The following is a 24,561-nucleotide window of genomic DNA, read 5'->3' on the forward strand; positions in this document are numbered from 1 at the left end:
CCCCCCCCCCCCCCCGCCCCCCCCCCCCCCCCCCCCCCCCCCCCCCCCCCCCCCCCCCCCCCCCCCCCCCCCCCCCCCCCCCCCCCCCCCCCCCCCCCCCCCCCCCCCCCCCCCCCCCACGGCGCCGACCCCGCGAGCGTCGTGGTGGAGGTCACCGAGACGTCCCTCATGAACGACCCCGACCGCGCCCTGGCGACCTGCCAGGACATCACCGCGCGGGGTTTCTCCCTGAGCATCGACGACTTCGGGACCGGGTACTCCTCGCTGGCCTACCTGGCGAACCTGCCCGCGACGGAGCTGAAGATCGACCGGACGTTCACCTCCCGCGCCCTGGCCGACGACCGCATCGCCGCGATCGTGGCCGGCACCGTGGAACTGGCGCACCACCTGGGCCTGCGGGTGGTCGCCGAGGGCGTCGAGGACGACGCGACGCTGGCGCTGGTGCGGGAACTGGGCTGCGACGAGACGCAGGGGTACCTGCACAGCCGGCCCGTACCGGCCCCGGAGTTCCTGCGCTGGCTGCAGGAGCGGCGGACGGCCGCGGTCCCCGCCCGGCTCTGACCGCTCAGCCCCGACCGCTCAGCCCTGGACGGCTGCCCGCACCGACCCGCCGGCCGCGGCGAGCAGGGCGGCGGCCTCGGCCGCGCCGCACCCGCGCAGCGCCGCCACCAGCGCCGTCGGCAGGTCGCCCCCGGCGGCCCGCAGCGCCGCGGACGCCTCGTCCGGCGCCAGCCCGGTGACCTCGGCCAGGACGCGCCCGGCGCGGGCGTGCAGCTTGTCGTTGGTGGCGCTCACCGAGACCATCAGGTTCGACCAGGTCCGGCCCAGCCCCACCATCACCGCCGTCGAGAACCCGTTGAGGACGAGCTTGGCCGACGTCCCCGCCTTCAGCCGCGTCGAGCCCGTCAGCACCTCCGGGCCGGTGTCGGCGACGAGCAGGTGGTCGGCCAGCGGGCCCAGCACCGGGCCCGGGGAGTTCGCCAGCAGCGCCGTCACCGCCCCCGCGCGCCGGGCCGCCCGCAGCGCCCCGCCCACGTAGGGCGTGCGGCCCGAGGCGCTCACCCCGAACGCGACGTCCCCCGCGCCCAGCCCCGCGGCGTCCGCCTCCCCGGCGGCGACGTCGTCCTCGGCGCCCTCCACGGCCTCGGTGACCGCCCGCGCCCCGCCGGCCAGGTGCGCCACGACCCGGCCCGGTTCGAGGCTGAACGTGGGCCGCAGCTCCGCCGCGTCCAGCACCGCGAGCCGCCCCGAGGTGCCCGCCCCGAAGTAGTGCACCGACCCCCCGGCCCGCAGCGCCGCCACGGCCGCGTCGACCAGCCGGGCCAGTTCCGGCAGCAGCGGCTCCACGGCGTCCAGGACGGCCCGGTCGGCGGTGTGCAGCGTCCGCAGGACGCCCTCGGTGCCGACGGTGTCCAGGTCCTGCGTGGCGGGGTCGCGGTGCTCGGTGCGGGGGTTCTCCACGCGGGGCAGTGTGCGCCGGAGCCGCGCGGCGGGCGAGTGGTGCCCCCGCTCAGGCCGGTACCCCGCCCACCGCACCGCGGCCGTCGCCGACCCGGAAGAACGACACCCGCCCGTCGGTCTCCAGGACCGCCACGTCCACCTCGCTCAAGCGGCGGATCCCCTGCTGCCGGGCGGTCGCCATCAGGTCGTCCATCGACATCCGTTCCCGCCGCAGCACGTCCATCAGGGGTTCACCGTCGCGGACGACGAGGACGGGCTTGCCGTGGACCAGCCCGCGCCACCGGGGGAACCGCACGTTCAGCCACGACAGCAGGACCGTCAGCACCGTGAACGACGCGATGGCCAGGACCCCCGAGGTCAGCGAGGAGTCCTGCTGGGTCACCGCCTGCTGCACCAGGTCGCCCATCGCGGTGTACAGGATGAGCTGGAACGAGCTCAGCTCCCCCAGCGACGACCGTCCCGTGATCCGCGTGATGGCCCACAGGAACACGAACACCAGGACGGCCCGGACCACGATCTCCACCGTCGACCTCCGATCTCAGGGCGCGAGCCACGTCGAGAACCGCGCCGCGACGACTCGCTGCCCGCCGACCACGACGGCGACCTCACCGTCGCCGCCGCGCTGGCTGGAGGGCTGGACGTAGGCGTCGAACGACAGGCGGAACTCCCGCCCCGGCGGCGGCGTGAACGTCATGTAGTACCAGTCGCCGTCGGCGGTCTCCTCGGCCGGGGTCGGGATGAAACCCTGCTGCTCCCAGAACTCGAAGTAGCCCGAGCGGACCGCCAGCTCGACCGTGTCGCCGAAACCCTCCGGCGGGGCCGTCAGCTCGACCACCCACGGCGCGTCCAGGCCCGCCCGCGCGGTCCGGGGGTGGGTGACGGTCAGCTCGTAGCCGCCACCGCGCTCGGTGACGGAGGCGCTGCGGACGCCGAACAGCCCGGCCGCCCCGGCGGCCACCACGAGCACCAGCACCAGCAGGGAGAGCCGCCGCAGCAGCTGCACGACCGGGCCGCGCGCGCGGGTCCCGATGCCGGCCAGCGTGTCCCCCGTCGTCACAACGCCCCCGTCAGCGCCGCGAGCTGGGCATCCCCTGCGGTGGCCGCCGCCCGGGCCGCCGCTGCGGCCGCGGCCCGCCCGTCCGCCGACCGGCACCACGCGAACCGCTCGTCCAGCCGGTCCCCGTCCACGTCCTCGGCCGCCAGCAGCGCCGGCCAGCCCCACGCCGCGGCCTGCGCGCTGACCTTCCCCCCGCCGTCCACCGGGTCCACGGCCAGCGCCGGGACCCCGCACCGCAGCGCCAGCACCAGGCCGTGCAGCCGGGACGTCACGACGACGTCGAGGCGGGAGACCACGGCCAGGACGTGCCCGGCGCGCGCCGGCATCCGCCAGTCCCGCGGGTCCAGCCGCGTCTCCAGGTCGAGCCGGGCGACGTCGAGCCCCCCGAGCCAGTCCCCCACGGCCGCCGAGACCGCCTCGTGCCGGCGCCGGGTCCCGTACTCGCCCTGCCCGTGGGTGAGGAACACCCCGACGACGTCGACGGCGCCGACGGCCGGGCGCGCGGCCAGGTCCGGTTGCGGCGCGGCGCCCTGCGCGTCGCGGGGGACGACGACGTGGAAACCGGTGACGGCCGGGTCGGCGGCGTCGAGCACCGAGACGCCGACGGCGATCCGGCGCAGCGGGGCGAACCGCTCGTGGAACTCCCGCACCGGCTCGCCCGTCAGCGGCCCGCACACCCACAGCGCGGCGTCGAACCCGGCGGGGTCGACGTCGTCGTAGCGGGCGTCGGCCCAGCCCGGCCCGCGGGTGCGGTGGGCCAGGGACATCGCCGGGCTCCAGGTGCGCACGACGTCGTGCCCGCCGGCGGTGAGGTGCGCGGTGACGGCCTCGACGGCCAGCACGTCCCCGGCGGTCGCCTCCCCGTGCAGGACGCTGGACCAGCCCGCGATCAGGACCCTCACCGCTCCCCCGTCCCCACGTCCCGCAGCAGCTCCTGCTCGCGCACGAGGTCCAGCGCGAGGGTGCGGTACCCGGCCTGCTCGAACAGCACCGTCACCCGGTCGTCCTCGTAGTGCATGACCTGACCGGCCCCCCACTCGGGGTGCTCGACGGCCGACCCGACGGCGAAGGGTTCCTCCCCGCCGGACCGGGCCTGCGCCGTGCCCGCGCGGCAGGTGTCGCAGTTCCCGCACGGGTCGGCGAGCGTCTCGCCGAAGTACCCCAGGAGGAACTGCCGGCGGCAGGCCGTCGTCTCGCAGAACGACCGCACCATCTCCAGGCGGGAGCGTTCCACGGTGCGCTGGCGCTGGGAGACCTCGACCCCGGCCTGCGCCGCGCGGGCCGGGGCGGGGGCGTCGTCGGGCACGACGAGGCGCCCGCGGTCGTCCTCGGTCAGCGCGCCCACCTCGGCGAGCAGGTTCACCGACCCGGCCAGCCGGGTCGCGGACACGTCGAGTTTGCGCCGCAGGTCGGCCGGATCCACCGGCCCGTCGTGCGCCCGCACCGCGGCGGCCGTCCGGCGCAGCGGTTCCTCCTTGGCGACCGCGGCCGAGAAGAACGTCCGCAACCCCAGGTCCTCGGGCCGGTAGAACAGGGTCGCGACGGCCGGGGAACCGTCCCGGCCGGCCCGCCCGACCTCCTGGTAGTAGCTGTCCGGGGAGTCGGGGACGGCGGCGTGCACGACGGCCCGCACGTCGGGTTTGTCGATGCCCATGCCGAAGGCGCTGGTCGCGACGACGACGCGCAGGTCACCGTCGAGGAACCGCCGTTGCACGTCGTCGCGGTCGGCGCGCCGGCGACCGGCGTGGTAGTGGTCGGCGCCGGGGATGAGCCCGGCGAACTCCTCCGCGTCGGCCCGCGTCGCCACGTACACCAGCACCGCGCCGTCCTGCGCGGCGACCGCGTCCAGGACGCCCTGCCGCTGGGTGCCGGCGTCGGTGCAGCGCACGACGCGCAGGTCGATCTCGGGGCGGTCGAAACCCTCGACGAGCACGAGGGGGTCGTCCATCCGCAGGTGCTCGACGATCTCGGCCCGCACCTGCGGGCTGGCGGTGGCGGTCAGCGCGATGACCGGCGGGTTCCCCAGCCGGGCCCGCGCCGCGCCCAGCCGCAGGTACTGGGGGCGGAAGTCGTGCCCCCAGGAACTGACGCAGTGCGCCTCGTCGACCACCAGGAGCCGGGGACCGGCCGCGGCCAGTTCCGCCGCGACGTCCTCGCGGCCCAGCTGCTCGGGGGCCAGGAACACGAACCGCGCCCGCCCGCCGCGCAGGTCGGCGCGGGCCTGCCGCCACGCCTGCGCCGACAGCGTCGAGTTCAGCATCACCGCCCCGCCCACGTCCTCCAGCAGGCCGTCCACCTGGTCGCGCTGCAACGCGATGAGCGGGGACACCACGACGACGGGGCCGTCGAGCAGCATCGCCGGCACCTGGTAGACGGCGGACTTGCCCGCACCCGTGGGCATCACCGTCAGGACGTCGCGCCCGGCCAGGACGGCCCGCATGGCCTCCTCCTGCCCCGGGCGCAGCGCCTCGAACCCGAACGCGTCCCGCGCCACCCGCAGCAGGTCGCGCGCCGTCCCCCGGCCGGTCACGGGGTGGGCGTGCCGCCGTTGACGTTGAGGACCTCGCCCACGACGTAGCTGGACTCCGGGGAGGCCAGGAACACGTAGGCGGGGGCGAGTTCGGCGGGCTGCCCGGCGCGACCCAGCGGGGTCGACTGCCCGAACTCCGGCATCGCGTCGTCGGGCTGGCCGCCGGCGACCTGCAGCGGCGTCCAGACGGGGCCGGGGGCGACCACGTTGACGCGGATCCCCTTGGGCGCGAGCTGCTGAGCCAGCGCCTGGGACATCGTGGTGATGGCCGACTTCGTCGTGGCGTAGTCCACGAGGTTCGGCGAGGGCTGGTACCCCTGCACCGAGGAGGTGTTGACGATCGTCGACCCCGGGGGCAGGTGGGGCACGGCCTCCTGCACGATCCAGAACAGCGAGTGGACGTTGGTGCGCAGGGTCTCGTCGAACTGCGCCGACGTGAGGTCGGCGATGTCCTCGACGTGCTGCTGCTTGCCGGCCACGTTCGCGATGAGGTCGATCCCGCCGAGTTCGCGGACCGTCGTGGTGACCAGGCTGCGAGCGAACCGCTCGTCGGTCAGGTCCCCGGGGGCCAGGACCGCCTTGCGCCCGGCCTCCTCGACCAGCGCCGCCACCTCGCGGGCGTCGCTCTCCTCCTCCGGCAGGTGGTTCAGGACGACGTCGGCGCCCTCGCGGGCGAACGCGATCGCGACCGCCCGGCCGATGCCGGAGTCGGCGCCGGTGACCAGGGCCTTGCGGCCGGTGAGGCGGCCGGTGCCGCGGTAGGTCGACTCGCCGTGGTCGGGTTTCGGCGTCTGGCGCGAGGCCAGGCCCGGGCCGTCCTGCGGCTGCGGGTCGAAACCGCCCTGGTGGTAGAGGGTCACCGGGTTGCTGAAGGTGTACTGGTCGGTCACCGCTTCACCGTAGGCAGACCTCGGGTGGCGCGCAGCCGGGAGCGGGGGTCGACTGGGGGCGTGACCGACGACAACGCCCAGAGCACCCCGCAGAACGCCGAGAAGGACCCCGCGGACTGGACCACCGGCGACGAGCCCGTGACCGGCCCGCAGCTGAGCTACCTGCAGACCCTGGCCCGCGAGGCGGGCCGGGAGGTCCCCGAGGGCCTCACGAAGGCCGCCGCCTCCGAGCTCATCGACGAGCTCCAGCAGCAGACCGGGCGGGGCGCCTGAACCTCGTCGACGTCACCCGGATCTACTACGAGCCGGCCGCGGCGGAACTCCCCCGCGGCCGGCAGGTCCTGGACCGCTGGCCGGGGGCCACCCTGGTGCCCGTCGAGAGCCACTGGCGCATCCCGGAACTGCACGGCGACGAGGCGAACGTGGACCGCTGGGTGCGCATCAAGCGCGAGGCCCTCGTCCTGGGGATCAAGAAGTCGTTGCAGGCCAGGCCGAACGGCCGCTCGGCCGACTTCATCGCCCCGTCCACCGCGAACGGCTGCGCCATGGCCTGCGCGTACTGCTACGTGCCCCGGCGCAAGGGGTACAGCAACCCGATCACGGTGTTCGCCAACATCGAGCAGATCACCGGGTACCTGCGCCGGCACGTGCAGCGGCAGGGTGCGAAACCCGAGCCGAACCAGTGCGACCCGGTCAGCTGGGTGTACGACCTCGGGGAGAACAGCGACTGCTCGGTGGACGCGGAGATCTCCGACAACGTCGACGACCTCATCACCCTGTTCCGTGACCTGCCCACGGCCAAGGCGTCGTTCGCGACCAAGCACGTGAACCGGCGGCTGCTGACGCTGGACCCCCGGGGCCGCACCCGGGTCCGGTTCTCCCTCATGCCCGCCCGGGTCGCCCGGCTCCTGGACATCCGCACCTCCCCCGTGCCCGAACGGCTCGCCGCCCTCGACGACTTCGTGGCCGCCGGGTACGAGGTGCACCTCAACTTTTCCCCCGTCGTCGTCCACGACGACTGGCTCGCGCGGTGGGCCGAACTGCTCGACCAGCTCGGCGACGCCACGAACGCCGCGACGAAGGCGCAGCTGGCCACCGAGGTGATCTTCCTGACCCACGAGGAGAACCTGCACCGGGTGAACCTCGGCTGGCACCCCAGGGCCGAGGACCTGCTGTGGCGGCCGGCGATGCAGGAGTCGAAGCGGTCGCAGTCCGGCGGGACGAACGTGCGGTACCGGACGGGTGACAAGGGCCGCTACGTGCGGGAACTGCTGGAGCTCATCGAGCGGCGCGCGCCGTACCTGCCGGTCCGCTACGCCTTCTGACCCCCTGGCGGACCCCGCGGCGGACCCCGCGGCGGACCCCGCGGCGGACCCCGCGGCGGACCCCGCGGCGGACCCCGCGGCGGACCCCGCGGCGGACCCCGCGGCGGACCCCGTGGCCGGGCCGGGCACGGCCACTCGATCGGGGGATCGAGGACGGGCTCCGGTGAGCCGTTCTAGAACACGACAGCGATCGTCGGCCGGCCCAGCGGAACGCACGGGCAGCAGCGGCCGCCTCGATCACGGACCTCCGAGCGCTAGGGAGACGGCATGCCCGCGGCCCCCCCGCACCCTCGGGAGCGGGAACGCCTGGCGTCCCTGCGCAGCTACCGGGTCCTGCCCGGGCAGTCCGCCCCGGGACCCGACGCCGCCCTGGACGCCCTGACCGCCGCGGCCGCCGCGGCGACGGGGTTCCCCGCCGCGTGGATCAGCGTGGTCGACCACGAGCGGCAGTGGCTGATCTCCACCGCCGGGGTGCGGGAGGTCGCCGGTCACCCGCTGCGGGACAGCGACCGCGACTCCTCCCTGTGCGCCCACGTCGTCGCCGGGGAGCGTCCCGTGGTGGTCGCCGACGCCAGCGCCGACGCCCGGTTCGCCGACAGCGCCCTGGTGACCGGGCCCGAGCACCTGCGCGCCTACGCCGGGGTCCCGGTGATCGGCCGCGACGGTCTGCCCCTGGGCAGCCTCTGCGTCCTGGACCGCCGGCCCCGCAGGCTGCGCGACGACGGGCTCGCGCTGCTGCTGGGCCTGGCCGACGCCGTCGCCGAACTGCTGGAGCTGCGCCGCGGCGACGCCGCGGCCGGGCTCGGCGCCCACCGGGTGCTGGCCGAGAGCCGGGACCTGCGCGCCGGCCTGGACGCCGGGCAGCTGACGGTGCACTACCAGCCGGTGGTGGACCTGCCCTCGGGCCGGTGGCTGGGTCTGGAGGCGCTGGTGCGCTGGGACCACCCCGAGCGCGGTCTGCTGCCGCCCGGCGCGTTCCTGCCCCTGGCCGAGGGCAGCGGCCTCGTCGTCCCCCTCGGCCGGCAGGTGCTCACGCGGGCGTGCGCGCAGGTGGCGGCCTGGCGCCGGGAGTTCCCCGCCGCCGCGGACCTGCACGTCGCCGTCAACGTCTCGGGGCGCCAGCTGGGCGAACCCGGCATCGTCGACGTCGTCGCCGGGGCGCTGGCCGCCGGCGGGCTGCCGGCCGACGCCCTGGTCCTGGAACTCACCGAGACCGCCCTGGCCGGCTCGGGGCCGGAGGTGGACGCGACCCTGCAGCGCGTCCGCGCCCTCGGCGTCGCCCTGGCCCTGGACGACTTCGGCACCGGCTACGCCAGCTTCCGGTACCTGCAGCGCTTCCACCCCGACATCGTCAAGATCGACCGCTGCTTCGTCGGCGCCCTGGGCCGCTCGGCCCTCGACGACCTGCTGGCCCGGTCCCTGGTCGACCTCGGGCTGCAGCTGGGCTGCGACGTCGTGGCCGAGGGTGTCGAGGAGCACGAGCAGGCGCGGGCCCTGGCCCGGCTGGGGGTCCGCAACGCCCAGGGGTACCTGTTCTCCGAGCCCCGCGACGCCGCCGACGTGCGGGAGCTGCTGGCCTCCACCGGTGGGGGTCTGGGCACCAGCGCCGCCTGACCGGGCCGGCGGGGGGGCCCAGGGGCCCAGGACCGCGTCCGACGTGGCACCGGGCACGGACGGGTGCGCCACCCGTCCGTGCCCGGTGCCCGGCGGGGGTGCCGCCGGTCGGTCGTCCTCAGCCGCGGGCGCTGTCCTTGACGTCCTGCGCCGCGCTGGTGCCGTGCTCCTTGACGTCCTGCGCCGCGCTGGTCCCGTGGTCCTTGACCTCCTGCGCCGCGCTGGTGCCGTGCTCCTTGACCTCCTGCGCCGCGCTGGTCCCGTGCTCCTTGACGGCACCGGCCCCCTCCTGCGCGGTCTCCTTCACCGAGGCGGCCGCTTCCTTGGCCTTCTCCCCCAGCGACGAGCCCACGTCGGACGCGGTGGCCTTCACCTGGTCCAGCAGCGGGGCGCCGTCGGTCTTCGCCTTCTCCACCAGCGCGCCGGCGGCGGTGGTCTCCTTCTCGGAGGCGGGGATGAGGGAGGAGATGAGCCACCCGGCCCCGAAGGCGATCAGGCCGGCCGCCACGGGGTTGCCCCGCGTGCGGCCCTTGACCGCGGCCTTGCCGCCGGCCACGCCGTCGGCGACGCCGGCGCGCCCGGAGGCCGCCGTGTCACCGAGCGAACCGCGGGCCTGGCCCACCGCGCCGCGGACGTCGCCCACCGCGCCGCGGACGTCGTCCGCGGACCCCATGATCCGGTCCTTGACCCCGGCGATGCCGGTGGCCACGTTCGCCTTGGCCTTCTCGACCTGGCGCTGGGCCACGTTGGAGGGGTTGAGGCGGTCGGTCAGCGCGTCCAGGTCGTTGCTCAGCTGGCTGCGCGTGCCCTCGATGTCCTGCTTCAGCTGTTCCGATTCTTCAGCCACTGCGCGTCCTCCTTCAGGCTCTGCTGGGTCTTTTCCAGGGGCGGGGGGATCTGGCGGAGCTCCTTGCGGCCGGCGCTGGCCAGCACCGCGGCGATGACGGCCCACACCACGGTCACGATGAGCGCCGACCAGCCGTAGCCGATGAGCCCGCCGAGGGCGATGACGACGAGGGCCGAGAGCGCGATGAGGAACAGGTGCCCGGCGACCCCGGCGCCGGCCAGCATGCCGACCCCCTTGCCGGCGGTCTTGGCGTCCTGGGTCGCCTCGGCCTTGGCCAGGGCGATCTCCTGACGGACCAGGGTGGAGAACTCCCCGGTGATGCTGCCGACGATGTCGCCCAGGGACCGCTCGTCCTGCGGGCCGTGCGGGTCGGCTCCTCCCGGCGGCGTGGCCGCTGTCGCGCCGCTCACGGCCGGGGATCCGGGGAGGCGAACGGGTCGGCCTCCGGCACCGGCAGGGTGCTCGGGGCGGTCCGGGCCAGGATGGCCTCGGACTCCGAGTACGGCAGGACCTCCTCCGTCACGGGCCCGGTCGCGTGCCGGCCGCCGAGCGACGCGGTCGCGGAGCCGGTCGAGGCGCTGGTCTCGTCGTGGTGGGCCTTGGCCCCGCGGGTCAGCCGCCCGGCGACCACGCCCGCCAGGACCGCTCCGAGCAGGAAGGTCCCGGGCTTGCGCCGGGCGAAGTACCGGCCCTGCTCGAGCAGGTCGGAGGCGTCGTGGTCGCTCAGGTGCGCGCCCCAGCTGGAGGCGCGGTCCCCCACCTGGCGCACGACGTTCGTCGCGTAGCCCGAGCCGCCACCCGCGCTGGCCATGTCGGACAGTTCCGACCCGGCGGTGGTGAAGAACTCGGCGAGCCGGTCGCGGATGCCGTCGGACTGCTCGGCCAGCTGCCGGCGCAGGTCCTCCAGGAGGTCGCCGGCCTGCGCCTTGGCCTCGCCCAGGACGTTGCCGGCCTGCTCCTTGGCGGTCCCGGCCACGGCCGACGCCTGCTCCTTGGCGGTCCCGGCGACCGCGGACGCCTGCTCCTTGGCGGTCCCGGCCACGGCGGACGCCTGCTCCTTGGCGTTGCCCGCGACGTCGGCGGCCTGCTGCTGCGCCTCCTGCTTGGCCGCGCCCGCGCGCTCGGAGGCGCTGGTCGCCTGCCCCGGCGAGGACTGCTGACCGCCCGACGGGGTCCCGGTGCCGGCGGCGGTCGCTCCGGTGGTCGTCGCGGAGGGTCCCGACTGGCCACCGATCAGCGCCTCGTAGGCGATCTCGGAGGCGGCGGGCTCGCGGCCCGGCACGGCGTTCCCTGGTTGCTGGGTCATGTCTCTCCTTCTCGACGGTGCCGTCGAGGTGTCGACGGCAGGTGCTGGACAGGACGATCGGACGGGCTCACGCCCGAGGGGGGTGCGGCTGGTGGAGCCGCCGGGGCTCAGCGCCCCAGGCCGGCCTTGTCGACGCGCCGGTGGAACCGCATCCCGGCGAGCCCGCCCAGGACGGCCCCGACGAGGGCGACGACGACGGCCGCGACCAGCGCGACGATCGAGCCCGTGGTGAGGGTCCCGGAGTCGACCGGGATGCGCGGGAAGCTGTTCAGCTGCCCCAGCACGTCGTACCTGCTGCCCGCCACGGCGGCGAGGACGGCCACGACCACGGCGATGACGACGGCCCACACCCAGACGGCCACACCCTGCTTGACCCCGTTGAACCGCGCCATGCGACCGGCGACGTAGCCGCCGCAGAAGTAGGCGACCAGGAGCACCACGAGCACCCCGATCGCCCCGGCGACGCCGATGGTCCCCGCGTTCCCGCTCACGCTGTCCTGGGCGCCGGCGATGGCCTCGCCCACGCTGCCCGAGCCGGCGACGCCGATGGCGGTGCCGGTCGCGGCGAGCAGCGCGGTCAGCAGCACGGCGGTCCCGGTGGCGGTCAGCCAGCCGAAGAAGGCGGAGCCGACCTTCACCCCGCCGTGGGCGTTCTTCTCCCGGTTCACGACCGAGGCGCGGTCCATCGAGTCGTGGACGGTGTCGCGCTTCGGGGTCTCGTGGTCGGGGCGGTGGCGGTGCAGGATCCGCGGCTTGTCGTCACCGACCTGCTGGCCGGCCGCCGCGGCACCGCTCCGGCCCTCGGCGTGGGGCCGGTCACCGGCGGCGTGGGCGCCGTCTCCGCTGGATGTGCTCATCGCTGCTCTCCTGGTGTGCCGTGCTGCGCTGCGGTCGGGTGTCCGGTGGGCCCACGCAGGGCGCCCCGGACGACGGGGGTCGTACGGGGCGCTGGGCTGCACCACTTCGCGTCGGTCCACGTGCTGGTCGAGCCGTCGTGCGGAGTTCCGAACCGCTCCCACCCCCGCTGCTGGACGGTGTCGGCAGTTCACCTTCGACCTGCTGGCCCCGTCATCCCCCTGCCCCGTGGGCAGGGGGAGCACTCGGTCCTCGGGAATCTCGTGGATCCCGCGGTGAGGGCCGTTCCGCTCCGAAGCTTGCCCCCGCAGCACGCACCCCGCCACACGAAACCCACCGGTCCCGCGCGGTCACCCCTCCCCGAGCGTCAGCACGGCCGTCAGGAGCGCCAGGTGGCTCAGGGCCTGCGGCAGGTTCCCCCAGGACGAACCGTCGGCGGGGTCGACCATCTCGGACAGCACCCCCACGTCGTTGCCCAGCGCGAGCGCCTGCTCCAGGAGTTCCACCCCCTCCTCGCGGCGCCCCACCGCGCCCAGGGCCGTGGCGAGCCAGAATGAGCACGCGACGAACGCCTTCTCCTCGGCCGCGGCGCCGGAGTAGCGGTGGACGAACGGGCCGTCGGACAGTTCGGCGCGGATCGCGTCGATCGTGGCGGACATCCGCGGCCCGGAGTCGAAACCGGAGGAGGCGTGCAGCAGGACCGACGTGTCGAGGTCCCGCGTCCCGGGGTACCAGACGTAGGCGCCGCGCTCGTCCGACCAGCAGTTCTCCTCGACCCACTCCCGGACCCGCCCGGCCTCGCGGCGCCAGCGGTCGACCGAACCGGGGATGTGGCCGCCCTCGGCGAGCTGGACGGCGCACTCCAGCGCCTGCCAGCAGGCCATCTTGGAACTGGTGTAGTGCTGCGGTTCGTGCAGTTCCCACATGCCGGCGTCCCGCCGCCGCCACAGGTCGCAGGTGCGGTCGGCGACGCCGGCGAGGAAACGGGCGGTCTCGACGTCGAGGACGTTGCCGTCGGCGACGTACTGGTGGACGAGGTCGAAGATGTCGCCGTAGACGCCGAGCTGCAGCTGCCCGGCCGCCTCGTTCCCCGACACCACCGGCCCCTGCCCGCGCCAGCCGGGGACGTCGTGCCGGGCGAGGCCGTCGGGCTGGTGCCCGTCGAGCCGGGACAGCACCGGCAGGTCCGGCTGGGAGCGGCGGGCCACCCGCAGCAGCCAGGACACGTTGGCGTGCACGTCCTCGAACTCCCCGAGCGCGATGAAGCAGTGCAGGCTGTACGTGGCGTCGCGCAGCCACGCCATCCGGTAGTCCCAGTTCTTCCCGCCGCCGGGGCTCTCCGGCAGCGACGTGGTCGCTGCCGCGGCGACCGCGCCGGAGGGTTCGTGGGCCAGCAGCTTCAGCAGGAGGGCGCTGCGCAGGGCGTGCTCGCCCCAGCGGCCGGTGTGCTTGAACTGCTCGCTCCAGGCGCGCCACTGCCGGACGGTGTGGTCGACGTTGCGGCGGATCCAGCGGGTGCCCGGCATCCGCAGGGGTTCGCCCTCGCTGGACAGCAGCGCCAGCAGGTGCTCGGAGCCCTCGCGGGTCCGGAAGCGGCCGGACACCTCCCGGTCCTGGAACGTCGTGTCGCCCACGTCGACGGTGCGGACGGCCATCGTGACCGCGCCCAGCCGCAGCACGGCCCCGTTGCCGGTGTCCTCGGCCCACGGCGAGTACGCGCCCAGCCCCGACCCGGGGGCCACGCACCAGGCCATCTCGACCTCGCCGGACAGGCCCTCCACGAGCCGGCACAGCTCCCCCCACGGCAGCCGCCCGGTGGTGCCCATGTTCATCGAGTCGGTGACCCGCACCGTCCCGGTGGGGGTGGTGTAGGTGCTGCGCAGGACGTTGGTGCCCTCCACGTAGGCGCGCCGCACGGTCCACGGCCCGGCCGGGGCGAGCGCGAGGTGCCCGCCGTCGTCGCCGTCGAGCAGCCGCGCGAACACCGGCAGGGAGTCCAGGTCCGGCAGCGGGAGCCAGTCGATCCCGCCGTCCTGCGCGACGAGGGCGACGGTGCGGCCGTCCCCGATCGCGGCGTAGGAGCGCAGGTCGACGTAGCCGTCGCGGTCGCGGCGGGCGGTGTCGGGGTGGCCGGGGTCGTCGGGGTCGTGCGGCACGCGGGGCTCCAGGGTCGGGGGTGGTCCCCCGACGAGACCAGCGACCCGCGCGGTTCGCACCCCGGGGGACCGGGTAGGGCACCGGCACGACCATCGAGCACCCTGCACGCACGACCGGGAGGAGTGACGTGAGCCACGACCAGCACGACCGCGAGGACGTCGTGAAGCGCTTCCACGAGGCGGTCAACATGACCCCGAAGGAACTGGAGGACTGGCTGGGGACCGAGGAGTCGCAGTCCGTGGGAGCCGGCGACGGGGACGGCGAGTCGGTGGGGCACCGCTCGGGCCGGCGCATCGTCGAGGTCCTGCGCACGAAGGAGGCGGACCTCACCGACGACGACGTCGAGCACATGGCGAAGGTGGCCGGGTACGTGGCCCGGCATTCCGCGCAGCGCCCCTCCGGCGACGTCACCGACACCCGCTGGCGGTACTCCCTGATGAACTGGGGCAACGACCCCCTCAAGCCCGCCTGAGGAACCGGGCGGTCGACGACGTCCCGGATCACCGACGTCCCGGATCACCGACGTTTCAGATCACCGGTGGGGGGAAGGATCCCGGCATGAGCAATGTCACGGAGAGCATCGACGTCTCGGTCCCCGTCCGCACCGCGTACAACCAGTGGACGCAGTTCGAGTCGTTCCCCGAGTTCATGGGCGGCGTGGAGTCGATCACCCAGATCGACGAGACCCACAACCACTGGAAGACGAAGATCGCCGGGGTCGAGCGCGAGTTCGACGCCGAGATCACCGAGCAGCACCCCGACGAGCGGGTGGCCTGGAAGAGCGTGGACGGCAAGTCCCACGCCGGGGTCGTGACCTTCCACCGCCTGTCCGACGACGAGACCCGCGTGACGGTCCAGCTCGACTGGGACACCGAGGGCCTGGTGGAGAAGGTCGGCGCCGCGATCGGCGCCGACGACCGCCAGATCAAGAAGGACCTCGAGCGCTTCAAGACCTTCATCGAGTCGCGCGGCGGCGAGACCGGCGCCTGGCGCGGGGACGTCACCCCGCCGAAGTGACCCTCCGCCCCTGAACGCGGCCCGGCACCCCTGCGGTGCCGGGCCGCGCCCGTCTCGGGAGGCGACTGCCCGTCCCCTCTGGCAGGGTTCACGCAGGCCCGAAGATCACGGGCCGCAGAGCACGCTCGAGCACTGGGCGCGGACACAGAGAGGTCGCCAGCGCATGCGCATCCTGGGGATCAACGCCGTCTTCCACGACACCGCCGCCGCGCTGGTCGTCGACGGGGAGATCGTCTTCGCCGCCGAGGAGGAGCGCTTCAGCCGTCGCAAGCACGGCAAGCGCCCCGTCCCGTACGCCACGTGGGAACTGCCCGACCTGGCGATCAAGCACGCGCTGGCGGCGGCCGGCCTCACCCCCGCCGACCTCGACCTCGTGGGGTACTCCTACGACCCCCGCCTGGTGCTGCCGAGCTCCGAGCTCGACCTCGGCGACCCCGACGACGCGATCCGCACGCGGTACGCCGAGCGCGCCCCCGAGGCCATCGCCACCGCGCTGCCCGGCCTGGACCCGGCCAAGGTCCGGTTCGTCCCCCACCACGTCGCGCACGCCGCCTCCGCGGCGCTGGCCTCCCCGCAGGCGGCCCGCGACGGCGGGTGCAGCGTCCTGACCGTCGACGGCCGGGGTGAGCGGATCTCCTCCCTCGCCGGCCGCTACCGCGGCGGGCGGCTCGAGGTGCTGCACGAGACGGGCCTGCCGCAGTCCCTCGGCTTCGTCTACGAGGACCTGACCCGGCACCTGGGTTTCACCCACTCCTCCGACGAGTACAAGGTCATGGCGCTGGCCTCGTACGGCAAACCCCGGTTCGCCGACGAGATCGCCGAGTTCGTGCACGCCACCGGCGACGGCGGGTTCGTCGCGAAGGTCCCCGACTTCTCCCGCTGGGCGCCGCCGCTGGCCGACGGCGAGAGCTGGGACCCGCGCCAGGACTCCGGCCAGGCCGACCTCGCCGCCAGCGTCCAGGAGGTCCTGGAACGCACCCTCGTCGACGTCGCCACCTGGCTGCACGGCCGGACCGGCGACCGCGTGCTGGCGATGGCCGGCGGCACGGCGCTGAACTGCGTCGCGAACTCCCGCATCTGGCGCGAGTCCCCCTTCGAGGAGGTCTACGTCCAGCCCGCGGCCGGCGACTCCGGCACCGCGCTCGGCGCGGCGCTGCAGCTGTCCGCGGACGCCGGTGAGATCGTCGCCCCCATGGAGTCCGCCGCCCTGGGCCGGTCCTGGACCGACGAGGAGCTCGCGCAGTGGCTCACCACCGCGCGGCTGAACTTCACCACCCCCGACGACCTGGCCGGGGAGGTCGCCGACGTCCTGGCCGCCGACGGCGTCGTGGCCTGGTTCGACGGCCGCGCCGAGTTCGGGCCGCGGGCGCTGGGGCACCGCTCCCTCATGGCGCACCCGGGGAAGAAGGAGAACCTCGAGCGCCTCAACGACGTCAAGGGCCGCGAGCAGTTCCGCCCGGTCGCACCCATGGTGCTCGCCGAGCGCGCCGAGGGGATCTTCTCCGGCGGGCCGATCCCCAGCGAGTACATGCTGTTCGTGCACGACGTCGCCGAGGAGTGGAAGGACCGCATCCCCGCCGTCGTCCACGTCGACGGGACCGCCCGCATCCAGACGATCCACGACGACCGCACCCCGCACGTCGCGGCGCTGCTGCGCGCGTTCGAGGAGCGCACCGGGCTGCCCGTGGTGGTCAACACCAGCCTGAACACCGCCGGCCGCCCCATGGTGGACGACCCGCGCGACGCCATGGAACTGTTCGGGTCGGCCCCGGTCGACGTCCTCGTCCTCGGCCCGCACCTGGTGCGCCGCAGCGACTTCACGAAGCCGTGACGGGTTTCTCGGTCGTCATCCCGTCGGTCGGGCGCCCCAGCCTGGGCGTCCTGCTGGGGAACCTCGCCGCCCAGGACGGCCCGGCCCCCGACCTGGTCGTGGTGGTCGACGACCGGCCGGGGCGGGACACCGGGCAGGACCCGTGCGAGCGGGCCTGCGCCGACGCCCGCGCCGCGGGCCTGGACGTGCGGCTGGTGCGCTCGGGCGGGCGCGGCCCCGCGGCGGCCCGCAACGCCGGGTGGCGGCGCGTCCGCAGCGAGTGGGTCGCGTTCGTCGACGACGACGTGGAACTGCCCGCCGACTGGTCGACGCGGCTGCTGGCCGACCTGACCGCGACCACCACCGCCGTCGGCGCCGTCCAGGGCCGCATCCACGTCCCGCTGCCCACCGACCGCCGCCCCACCGACTGGGAACGCGGCACCGCCGGCCTGGCCGACGCGCAGTGGATCACCGCCGACATGGCCTACCGGCGCGCCGCGCTGGAGCAGGTCGCCGGTTTCGACGAGCGGTTCCCCCGCGCCTTCCGCGAGGACGCCGACCTGGCCCTGCGCGTCGTCGGCGCCGGGTGGCGCATCGTGCGCGGGGACCACCGCGCCGTCCACCCCGTGCGTCCCGCCGCCGACCTCGCCAGCCTGAAGCAGCAGCGCGGCAACGCCGACGACGTCCTCATGACCGCCCTGCACGGGCCGGACTGGTACGAGCGCTCGAACTCGACGGTGGGCCGGATCGGCACGCACGTGGCGACCACCGCCGCGGCGGCCGTGGCCCTCGGCGCCCTGCTCACCGGGCGGCGCCGGGTCGCCGGGCTGGCCGCGCTGGGCTGGGCGGGGCTGACCGCGGAGTTCGCGTGGCGGCGCATCGCGCCCGGACCGCGCGACCGCGCCGAGGTGCGGCGGATGCTCCTCACGAGCCTGGCCATCCCGCCCGCCGCGGTGCTCCACCGGCTGCGCGGGGAACTGGCGGTCCGCACCGCCCCACCCGCACCGTGGCCGACCCCGGTGCGCGCGGTGCTGTTCGACCGCGACGGGACCCTCGTGCACGACGTCCCCTACAACGGCGACCCGGAGCTGGTGAAACCCGTCGACGGCGCCCGGGAACTGCTGGACGCGCTGCGCGCCCGGGGGGTGCGGGTCGGGCTGGTCACCAACCAGTCCGGCGTGGCGCGCGGTCTGCTGACCCGCGCCGACGTCGACGCCGTCAACGCCCGCGTCGCCGACCTGCTCGGCCCGTTCGACACCGTGCAGGTCAGCGTCGACGGGCCCGACGCGGTCTCGCGCACCCGCAAACCCGAACCCGGGATGGTGCTCGACGCCGCCGCCGACCTCGGCCTGGCGCCCGCGCAGTGCCTCGTCGTCGGCGACATCGGCGCCGACGTGGAGGCGGCGCTGTCCGCCGGGGCCCGCGCCGTGCTGGTGCCCACCGAGGTCACCCGCGCCGAGGAGGTCGAGGCGGCCCCCGTGGTCGTCGAGGCGCTGACCGACCTCGACGCCGCGTTCTGGGACCGGCTCACGGGGGTGGCGCCGTCGTGAGGATCCTCGCCTGCCGCCTCGACAACGACGGCGACGTGCTGGTCACCGGCCCGGCCGTCCGCGCGCTGGCCGCCTCCGGCACCGTCGACGTGCTGGCCTCCCCCGCCGGGGCGGCGGCCGCGCGGCTGCTGCCCGGCGTCGGCGACGTCCTCGTCTTCGACCCGCCCTGGTCGGGGTTCTCCCCCGCCCCCGTCGACCCCGCGGCCGTGGGCCGCCTCGTGGCGCAGGTCCACGCCGGCGGCTACGACGAGGCCGTGGTGTTCACCTCCTTCCACCAGAGCCCGCTGCCGCTGGCGCTGCTGCTGCGGATGGCGGGGGTGCCGCGGACCGCGGCCTCCAGCGTCGACTACCCCGGGTCCCTGCTCGACGTGCGGCACCGCCGCGAGGAGGGCCCCGAGCGGCACGAGGTGGAGGCGGCGCTGGACCTCGTCCGCGCCGCCGGGCACGACCTGCCCGCCGGGGACGACGGCCGCCTGCGGGTGCAGGCCCCGGCGAGCGCGGGGGTCGACCTGCCCGAGCGGTTCGTCGTCGTCCACCCCGGCGCCTCCGTCCCCGCCCGCGCGCCGCTGCCCGGGCAGGCCGCCGGGTTCGTGGAGGCGTTGCGGCGCAGCGGCAGGCACGTCGTCGTGACCGGCGGTCCCGCCGAGCGCGACCTCACCGCCGCCGTGGCCGGCGACGGCGCGCTGGACCTCGGCGGGCGCACCGACCTCGCCGGGCTGGCCGCGGTCCTGGCCGCCGCCGACGCCGTCGTCGTCGGCAACACCGGCCCGGCGCACCTGGCCGCGGCCGTCGGGACCCCGGTGGTGTCGCTGTTCTCCCCCGTCGTCCCGGCCGCCCGGTGGGCGCCGTACGGCGTGCCGCACGTCCTGCTGGGGGACCAGGACGTCGTCTGCGCCGGGTCCCGGGCCCGGGACTGCCCCGTCCCCGGCCACCCCTGCCTGGCGTCCGTCGGGCCCGACCGCGTCGTCGCGGCCGTCGACGCCCTCACTAGAGAACTGCTGGAGGTCACGCCGTGAGGATCCTCGTCTGGCACGTGCACGGCTCGTGGACGACCGCGTTCGTCCAGGGTCGTCACACGTACCTGCTGCCCGTCGACGACGAGCGCGGCCCCGACGGCCGCGGCCGGGCCCGGACCTGGGACTGGCCGGCCGGGGCGCAGGAGGTCCCGGTGGCCGACCTGCGGGAGGCCGAGTTCGACGTCGTCCTGCTCCAGCGCCCCCACGAGCTCGAGCTCGTCGAGCGCTGGACCGGGCGCCGCCCCGGCCGCGACGTGCCCGCCGTGTACGTCGAGCACGACGCACCCCGCGGCGGGGCCGCCGACAGCGTCCACCCGCTCGCCGACCAGGACGCCGTGCCCCTCGTGCACGTCACGCAGTTCAACCGCACCTACTGGGACAACGGCCGCGCCCGCACCCGCGTCCTGGACCACGGGGTCGTCGACCCCGGCTACCGGTACACCGGCAGCTCGGAGTCGCTGGCCGTCGTCGTCAACGAGCCCGTGCGCCGGCGCCGGGTGGCCGGGACCGACCTGGTGCTGGACCTCGCCGACGAGCTGCCCGTCGCCCTGTACGGCATGGGCGTCACGGAGCTGGCCGGGGTGAAGAACCTCAGCGTGTACGAGGACCTGCCGCAGGCGCGGATGCACGAGCTGCTGGGGACGCACCGCGTCTACCTGCACCCGTACCGGTGGACGAGCCTGGGCCTGTCCCTCATCGAGGCGATGATGATCGGGATGCCCGTCCTGGGGCTGCCCGCCACCGCCGCCCCCGAGGCCGTGCCCGCCGCGGCCGGGGTGCTGTCCAGCGACCCGGACGTGCTGCGCGCCACCGCCCGCCGCTGGCTGGCCGACCCCGAGGAGGCCCGCCTGCGCGGGCTCGCCGCCCGCGAGCACGCGCTGCGCGCCTTCGGGATCGAGCGCTTCCTCACCGACGTCGACGCCCTGCTGGCGGAGGTGGTGGCCTGATGCGCATCGCGATGGTCAGCGAGCACGCCAGCCCCCTCGCCGTGCTGGGCGGGGTCGACGCCGGCGGTCAGAACGTCCACGTCGCGGCCCTGGCCGGTGCCCTCGCCGACCGCGGCCACGACGTCGTCGTGCACACCCGCCGCGACGACCCGGACGTGCCCGAGCGCGTCTGGCTGCGCCCCGGCGTGGAGGTCGTGCACGTCGAGGCCGGCCCGGCCGAACCCGTCGCCAAGGACGACCTGCCGCCGTTCATGGAGCGGTTCTCGCAGGTCCTGCGCGAGACGTGGCAGCGGGACCGGCCCGACGTCGTGCACGCCCACTTCTGGATGTCCGGCCTGGCCGCGCTGCCCGCCGCGCGCGCCCTGCGCATCCCCGTCGTGCAGACCTTCCACGCCCTGGGCAGCGTCAAGAAGCGCTACCAGGGCACCGAGGACACCTCCCCGCCCGAGCGCGAGGACACCGAGCGCCGGCTCGCGCGGGAGGTCGACCTGGTCGTCGCGACCTGCCGCGACGAGGTGTCCGAGCTGCGCGCGGCCGGCTCCCCCCCGCACCGGGTGCAGGTCGTGCCGTGCGGGGTGGACGTGGAGCGCTTCGCCGCCGACCCGGCCGGCCCCGACGCCCGCACCGGCGTGGCCGGGCCGCTGGGCCCGGGTTGCCGGACGCGGCTGCTCACCGTGGGGCGGCTGGTGCCGCGCAAGGGGATCGAGGCCGCGATCCGGGCCCTGGAGTTCCTGCCCGACGCCGAGCTCGTCGTCGCCGGCGGGCCCGCCGCGCACGACCTCGACGGCGACCACGAGGCCGTTCGGCTGCAGAAGGTGGCCGTGGAGCTGGGCCTGTCCGACCGGGTCCACCTCGTCGGCCGGGTCAGCCCCGACGACCTGCCCGCGCTGCTGCGCTCCGCGGACGCGCTGCTCGCCACGCCCTGGTACGAGCCGTTCGGGATCGCCGTCCTGGAGGCCATGGCCGCCGGGCTGCCCGTCGTGGCCACCGCCGTCGGCGGGATGCTCGACACGGTGCGCGACGGCGTCAGCGGCCGCCTCGTCCCCGTCGACGCGCAGGGCCGGGTCGCCCCCGAGCACCTCGCCGCGGCGGTGGCCTCCGTCGTGACCGACCCGGACGTGGCGCACCGGATGGGTGCGGCCGGGCGCCGTCGCGCCCGGGAGCGGTACGACTGGGCGCGGGTGGCCGCCGCCACCGAGGCCGCCTACGAGCAGCTGCTGCGCACCGCGCCGGTCGTCCCCAGCACCCGCGAGTACCTGCGCGGGCACGTCGGGGAGCTGGCCGGGGTGGTGCGCGCGCTGGAGTCCGAGGCCGACCGCATCGACCGCTGGGGCCGTGAGCTCGTCGGCGTCGTCGACCGCGGCGGGCGGCTGCTGGTCGCCGGCAACGGCGGCAGCGCCGCCGAGGCGCAGCACCTCACCGCCGAGCTCGTGGGCCGCTTCGTCGGCGAGCGCCGGCCGCTGTCGGCGATCGCGCTGCACGCGGAGAGCTCCGCGGTCACCGCGATCGCCAACGACTACGGCGTGGAGGAGGTGTTCGCCCGCCAGGTCGAGGCGCACGGCCGTCCCGGTGACGTGCTGCTGCTGGTGTCCACCAGCGGCCGGTCCCCGAACCTGCTGCGGGCCGCCGAGCGGGCCCGCGAGCACGGCCTGACGGTGTGGGCGCTGACGTCGACCTCGCGCAACCCGTTGCGGGAGCTGGCCGACGACACCCTGGGGTTCCCGGGACCGAGCACGTCGGCGATCCAGGAGGGGCACCTGATGGCGGTGCACGCGCTGTGCGTGGCCGTGGAGGCGCACCTGCCGGCGCGGCGGGTCGTGGACCTGACGGCCGTCGAGGACGAGGTGCTGGCGTGAGGGGTTCGCGCACGGTCGTGGTGGTGGGTGACGCCCTGCTGGACCGGGAGGTCGTCGGGTCCTCGACGCGGCTGGCCCCGGACGCGCCGGTGCCCGTGGTCGACGTGGAGCAGACCCGGGAGTCCCCCGGCGGCGCCGCGCTGACCGCCCTGCTGGCCGCCGCCGACCCCTCGGTCACCGTGCACCTGGTGGCCCCGCTGGCCGACGACGCCGCCGGGCACCGGCTGCGGCAGCTGCTGCCGGGGGTGCGGGTGCACGCCCTGGGGCACGAGGGCCCCACCCGCACGAAGTCCCGCGTCCGCGCGAACGGCCAGGTGCTGACCCGGCTCGACGAGGGCGGTCCCGGGACGCCCACGTCCGGGGTCGACGTGCCGGCCGGTGTCCTGGACGGGGCGGACGTGGTGCTGGTGTCCGACTACGGCGCCGGCACGACCCGCGACCCGCGGGTGCGGGCCGCGCTGACGGAGGCGGCCGGCCGGGTGCCCGTCGTGTGGGACCCGCACCCGCGCGGGGGCGACCCGGTGCCCGGGTGCGCGCTGGTGACGCCGAACCTCGCCGAGGCCCGCGCCGCCCTCGGCCCCTCGTCGTCCGGGTCCGCCGCCGGGGAGCCGGGGGCCGTCGCGACCGCGCTGCGCGGGCGCTGGCGGGCCCGCGCCGTGGTCGTCACCGTCGGCGCGGCGGGCGCCTACTGCGCCGCCGGCGACGAGGTCCTGCACCTGCCGGCGCAGCCCGCCACCGGCGACCCGTGCGGGGCCGGGGACCGGTTCGCCGCGACCTGCGCCGTCGAGATCGCCCGCGCCGGGTCGCTGACGCCCGCCCTGGACCGCGCCGTGCAGGACGCCTCCGCGTGGGTGGCCGCCGGCGGCACCTCGGGCTTCTTCGCGACCGCGGCCGCCCCGCCGCGCCGGGTCCGCCGCCCGGGGCTGGAGAGCGCCCGCGAGGTCGCCGACCGCGTCCGCGCCGCCGGCGGGACCCTCGTCGCCACCGGCGGCTGCTTCGACGTCCTGCACGCCGGGCACGTCGGCTGCCTGGAGGCCGCGCGCGACCTCGGGGACGCGCTGGTCGTGCTGCTGAACTCCGACGAGTCCGTGCGCCGGCTCAAGGGCCCCGACCGCCCCGTGTGCGGGCAGGACGACCGGGAGCGGGTCCTGCGGGGCCTGGCCAGCGTCGACGCCGTCCTCGTGTTCGACGAGGACGACCCGCGGGCCGCGCTGGCCGAGCTGCGCCCCGACGTGTGGGCCAAGGGCGGCGACTACACCGAGCTGCCCGAGGGCGACCTGGTGCGCAGCTGGGGCGGGCGCGTGGAGCTGCTGCCCTACCTGGACGGCCGGTCCACGACGAGCATCCTGGGCCGCGCCCGGTGACCCTGCCGCCCCCGGTGGAGCTCGGCCCGCGGGACCTGCTGGTGCTGCGGGCCCTGGGGCTCGGCGACCTGCTCACCGGCGTCCCCGCGCTGCGGGGCCTGCGCCGCCGCTTCCCCGGCCACCGGCTCGTCCTGGCCGCCCCGCAGGCCGTCGGGGGTTTCCTGCACCGGCACGGGGTCGTCGACGAGGTCCTCGTGACGCGCGGTCTGGAACCGTTGCGCGTCACCGGTTCCGGCCACCTCGCGGTCGACCTGCACGGCAACGGCCCCGCGAGCCGGGACCTGCTCGCCGCGACCGGACCGGGCGACCTCCTGGGTTTCGGCACCGACGGGTACGACGGGCCCACCTGGTACCGGCACGAGCACGAGGTGGCCCGCTGGTGCCGGCTCGTGGCGGCCCGGGACGCGCACGGCGGCCCGGAGGACCTGCGGCTGCGGCCCCGCGGCCCGGTGCCCGAGGGGCCCGTCGTCGTGCACCCCGGGGCCGCGTACGCCTCCCGCCGGTGGCCGCTGGAGCGGTGGCGGGAGGTCGTGGGCCACCTCGTGCGGGCCGGTCACGACGTCGTCGTCACCGGCACCGCGGACGAGGCGGACCTGGGCGCGGACCTGGCCCGCGCCGGTGCCCGCGACCGCTGCGGCGCGTCCACGCTGGACGAGCTCGCCGACCTGGTGGGCTCGGCGCGGCTGGTGCTGTCCGGCGACACCGGGACCGCGCACCTGGCCACGGCGTGCGCGACGCCGTCGGTGCTGCTGTTCGGGCCCACGCCCCCCGCGTGGTGGGGCCCGGCGGTCGACCTCGACCGGCACACCGTCCTGTGGCACGGCGACCCGGACGCCCGCGACTACGTCGGGGACCCGCACGGGGCCGAGGTCGACCCGACGCTGGCGCGGATCACCGTCCCGGAGGTGCTGGCGGCGACCCGGCCGCTGATCGCGTCCCCGGGCGCGGCGGCCTGAGCG

Annotated in this window: 24 protein-coding genes; 13 read left to right on the forward strand and 11 right to left on the reverse strand. The window is 76.0% G+C overall.

The genetic code is table 11. From position 1 onward, the window contains the following. Window positions 1-561: EAL domain-containing protein (locus ACRYRX_RS08460; protein ID WP_432511405.1), on the forward strand; the 561-nt coding region annotated here is incomplete at its 5' end. Between the two features lie 18 nt (window positions 562-579). On the opposite strand, the gene ACRYRX_RS08465 is transcribed toward ACRYRX_RS08460, so the two are convergent. The 6 genes from ACRYRX_RS08465 to ACRYRX_RS08490 are packed head-to-tail and all read right to left on the reverse strand — an operon-like array spanning window position 580 to window position 5,938. After that, window positions 580-1,461, reverse strand: a complete 882-nt coding sequence (locus tag ACRYRX_RS08465) for an N-acetylmuramic acid 6-phosphate etherase (RefSeq protein WP_432511406.1) — start codon at window positions 1,459-1,461, stop codon at window positions 580-582. Window positions 1,462-1,510: 49 nt separating this feature from the next. Further along, window positions 1,511-1,984: a DUF421 domain-containing protein gene (locus tag ACRYRX_RS08470; protein ID WP_432511407.1), complete on the reverse strand. Its 474-nt coding sequence runs from the start codon at window positions 1,982-1,984 to the stop codon at window positions 1,511-1,513. Window positions 1,985-1,999: 15 nt separating this feature from the next. Next, window positions 2,000-2,518, reverse strand: a complete 519-nt coding sequence (locus ACRYRX_RS08475; protein ID WP_432511408.1) for a hypothetical protein — start codon at window positions 2,516-2,518, stop codon at window positions 2,000-2,002. After that, window positions 2,515-3,420: a polysaccharide pyruvyl transferase family protein gene (locus ACRYRX_RS08480; RefSeq protein ID WP_432511409.1), complete on the reverse strand. Its 906-nt coding sequence runs from the start codon at window positions 3,418-3,420 to the stop codon at window positions 2,515-2,517. Before ACRYRX_RS08480 ends, ACRYRX_RS08475 begins: the two co-directional genes overlap by 4 nt. Then, the gene (locus ACRYRX_RS08485; RefSeq protein ID WP_432511410.1) at window positions 3,417-5,048 is read right to left on the reverse strand and encodes a RecQ family ATP-dependent DNA helicase; all 1,632 of its coding nucleotides are present in this window, start codon (window positions 5,046-5,048) and stop codon (window positions 3,417-3,419) included. Before ACRYRX_RS08485 ends, ACRYRX_RS08480 begins: the two co-directional genes overlap by 4 nt. Continuing rightward, window positions 5,045-5,938, reverse strand: coding sequence for an SDR family oxidoreductase (locus tag ACRYRX_RS08490; RefSeq protein ID WP_432511411.1), 894 nt, complete (start codon window positions 5,936-5,938; stop codon window positions 5,045-5,047). The genes ACRYRX_RS08485 and ACRYRX_RS08490 overlap by 4 nt, the downstream gene beginning before the upstream one ends. 60 nt (window positions 5,939-5,998) lie before the next feature. Between ACRYRX_RS08490 and ACRYRX_RS08495 the strand changes: the two genes are divergently transcribed. From ACRYRX_RS08495 to ACRYRX_RS08505, 3 genes are all read left to right on the forward strand, one after another. Further along, window positions 5,999-6,211: a DUF3072 domain-containing protein gene (locus tag ACRYRX_RS08495; protein ID WP_432511412.1), complete on the forward strand. Its 213-nt coding sequence runs from the start codon at window positions 5,999-6,001 to the stop codon at window positions 6,209-6,211. After that, the gene (locus ACRYRX_RS08500) at window positions 6,208-7,263 is read left to right on the forward strand and encodes a spore photoproduct lyase family protein (protein ID WP_432511536.1); all 1,056 of its coding nucleotides are present in this window, start codon (window positions 6,208-6,210) and stop codon (window positions 7,261-7,263) included. The genes ACRYRX_RS08495 and ACRYRX_RS08500 overlap by 4 nt, the downstream gene beginning before the upstream one ends. Window positions 7,264-7,530: 267 nt before the next feature. After that, window positions 7,531-8,877 (forward strand): sensor domain-containing phosphodiesterase, encoded by a 1,347-nt coding sequence (locus ACRYRX_RS08505; RefSeq protein ID WP_432511413.1) that lies wholly within the window; start codon window positions 7,531-7,533, stop codon window positions 8,875-8,877. 118 nt (window positions 8,878-8,995) lie between these two features. On the opposite strand, the gene ACRYRX_RS08510 is transcribed toward ACRYRX_RS08505, so the two are convergent. The 5 genes from ACRYRX_RS08510 to ACRYRX_RS08530 form a co-directional block, all read right to left on the reverse strand. Beyond that, window positions 8,996-9,724, reverse strand: coding sequence for a DUF3618 domain-containing protein (locus ACRYRX_RS08510; protein ID WP_432511414.1), 729 nt, complete (start codon window positions 9,722-9,724; stop codon window positions 8,996-8,998). Beyond that, window positions 9,700-10,134 carry a phage holin family protein gene (locus tag ACRYRX_RS08515; RefSeq protein ID WP_432511415.1) on the reverse strand — a complete coding sequence of 145 codons (435 nt, stop codon included), beginning with the start codon at window positions 10,132-10,134 and terminating at the stop codon, window positions 9,700-9,702. Before ACRYRX_RS08515 ends, ACRYRX_RS08510 begins: the two co-directional genes overlap by 25 nt. Next, window positions 10,131-11,030, reverse strand: a complete 900-nt coding sequence (locus ACRYRX_RS08520) for an ATP synthase subunit B family protein (RefSeq protein ID WP_432511416.1) — start codon at window positions 11,028-11,030, stop codon at window positions 10,131-10,133. Before ACRYRX_RS08520 ends, ACRYRX_RS08515 begins: the two co-directional genes overlap by 4 nt. A gap of 107 nt (window positions 11,031-11,137) precedes the next feature. Then, a complete protein-coding gene (locus tag ACRYRX_RS08525; RefSeq protein ID WP_432511417.1) occupies window positions 11,138-11,887 on the reverse strand; it encodes a hypothetical protein in 750 nt (249 codons plus the stop codon). 348 nt (window positions 11,888-12,235) lie between these two features. Continuing rightward, entirely contained in the window at window positions 12,236-14,041 is a 1,806-nt protein-coding gene (locus tag ACRYRX_RS08530; RefSeq protein ID WP_432511418.1) for a glycoside hydrolase family 15 protein, read from the reverse strand. Between the two features lie 128 nt (window positions 14,042-14,169). Between ACRYRX_RS08530 and ACRYRX_RS08535 the strand changes: the two genes are divergently transcribed. The 9 genes from ACRYRX_RS08535 (at window position 14,170) to ACRYRX_RS08575 (ending at window position 24,558) form a co-directional block, all read left to right on the forward strand. Beyond that, window positions 14,170-14,514 carry a DUF3140 domain-containing protein gene (locus tag ACRYRX_RS08535; RefSeq protein WP_432511419.1) on the forward strand — a complete coding sequence of 115 codons (345 nt, stop codon included), beginning with the start codon at window positions 14,170-14,172 and terminating at the stop codon, window positions 14,512-14,514. A gap of 86 nt (window positions 14,515-14,600) precedes the next feature. Further along, the gene (locus ACRYRX_RS08540) at window positions 14,601-15,059 is read left to right on the forward strand and encodes an SRPBCC family protein (RefSeq protein WP_432511420.1); all 459 of its coding nucleotides are present in this window, start codon (window positions 14,601-14,603) and stop codon (window positions 15,057-15,059) included. 163 nt (window positions 15,060-15,222) lie between these two features. Next, window positions 15,223-16,890, forward strand: a complete 1,668-nt coding sequence (locus ACRYRX_RS08545) for a carbamoyltransferase family protein (RefSeq protein ID WP_432511421.1) — start codon at window positions 15,223-15,225, stop codon at window positions 16,888-16,890. Beyond that, window positions 16,887-18,419 (forward strand): HAD-IIIA family hydrolase, encoded by a 1,533-nt coding sequence (locus tag ACRYRX_RS08550; protein WP_432511422.1) that lies wholly within the window; start codon window positions 16,887-16,889, stop codon window positions 18,417-18,419. Before ACRYRX_RS08545 ends, ACRYRX_RS08550 begins: the two co-directional genes overlap by 4 nt. Beyond that, window positions 18,416-19,435 (forward strand): glycosyltransferase family 9 protein, encoded by a 1,020-nt coding sequence (locus tag ACRYRX_RS08555; protein ID WP_432511423.1) that lies wholly within the window; start codon window positions 18,416-18,418, stop codon window positions 19,433-19,435. The genes ACRYRX_RS08550 and ACRYRX_RS08555 overlap by 4 nt, the downstream gene beginning before the upstream one ends. Next, the gene (locus tag ACRYRX_RS08560; RefSeq protein WP_432511424.1) at window positions 19,432-20,382 is read left to right on the forward strand and encodes a glycosyltransferase; all 951 of its coding nucleotides are present in this window, start codon (window positions 19,432-19,434) and stop codon (window positions 20,380-20,382) included. The genes ACRYRX_RS08555 and ACRYRX_RS08560 overlap by 4 nt, the downstream gene beginning before the upstream one ends. Next, the gene (locus ACRYRX_RS08565; RefSeq protein WP_432511425.1) at window positions 20,382-22,238 is read left to right on the forward strand and encodes a glycosyltransferase; all 1,857 of its coding nucleotides are present in this window, start codon (window positions 20,382-20,384) and stop codon (window positions 22,236-22,238) included. The genes ACRYRX_RS08560 and ACRYRX_RS08565 overlap by 1 nt, the downstream gene beginning before the upstream one ends. Further along, entirely contained in the window at window positions 22,235-23,602 is a 1,368-nt protein-coding gene (locus ACRYRX_RS08570; RefSeq protein ID WP_432511426.1) for a PfkB family carbohydrate kinase, read from the forward strand. The genes ACRYRX_RS08565 and ACRYRX_RS08570 overlap by 4 nt, the downstream gene beginning before the upstream one ends. Further along, window positions 23,599-24,558: a glycosyltransferase family 9 protein gene (locus ACRYRX_RS08575; RefSeq protein ID WP_432511428.1), complete on the forward strand. Its 960-nt coding sequence runs from the start codon at window positions 23,599-23,601 to the stop codon at window positions 24,556-24,558. The genes ACRYRX_RS08570 and ACRYRX_RS08575 overlap by 4 nt, the downstream gene beginning before the upstream one ends. Window positions 24,559-24,561 lie beyond the last annotated feature (3 nt).

The sequence above is a fragment of the Kineococcus lubricus genome, from assembly GCF_050871965.1.
Lineage (GTDB): Bacteria > Actinomycetota > Actinomycetes > Actinomycetales > Kineococcaceae > Kineococcus.

Bases quoted from the DNA above. Each gene is read 5' to 3' on its own strand.
- ACRYRX_RS08540 (WP_432511420.1), top strand. From the start codon at position 14,601: ATGAGCAATGTCACGGAGAGCATCGACGTCTCGGTCCCCGTCCGCACC.
- ACRYRX_RS08525 (WP_432511417.1), bottom strand. From the start codon at position 11,887: ATGAGCACATCCAGCGGAGACGGCGCCCACGCCGCCGGTGACCGGCCC.
- ACRYRX_RS08565 (WP_432511425.1), top strand. From the start codon at position 20,382: ATGCGCATCGCGATGGTCAGCGAGCACGCCAGCCCCCTCGCCGTGCTG.
- ACRYRX_RS08520 (WP_432511416.1), bottom strand. From the start codon at position 11,030: ATGACCCAGCAACCAGGGAACGCCGTGCCGGGCCGCGAGCCCGCCGCC.
- ACRYRX_RS08505 (WP_432511413.1), top strand. From the start codon at position 7,531: ATGCCCGCGGCCCCCCCGCACCCTCGGGAGCGGGAACGCCTGGCGTCC.
- ACRYRX_RS08545 (WP_432511421.1), top strand. From the start codon at position 15,223: ATGCGCATCCTGGGGATCAACGCCGTCTTCCACGACACCGCCGCCGCG.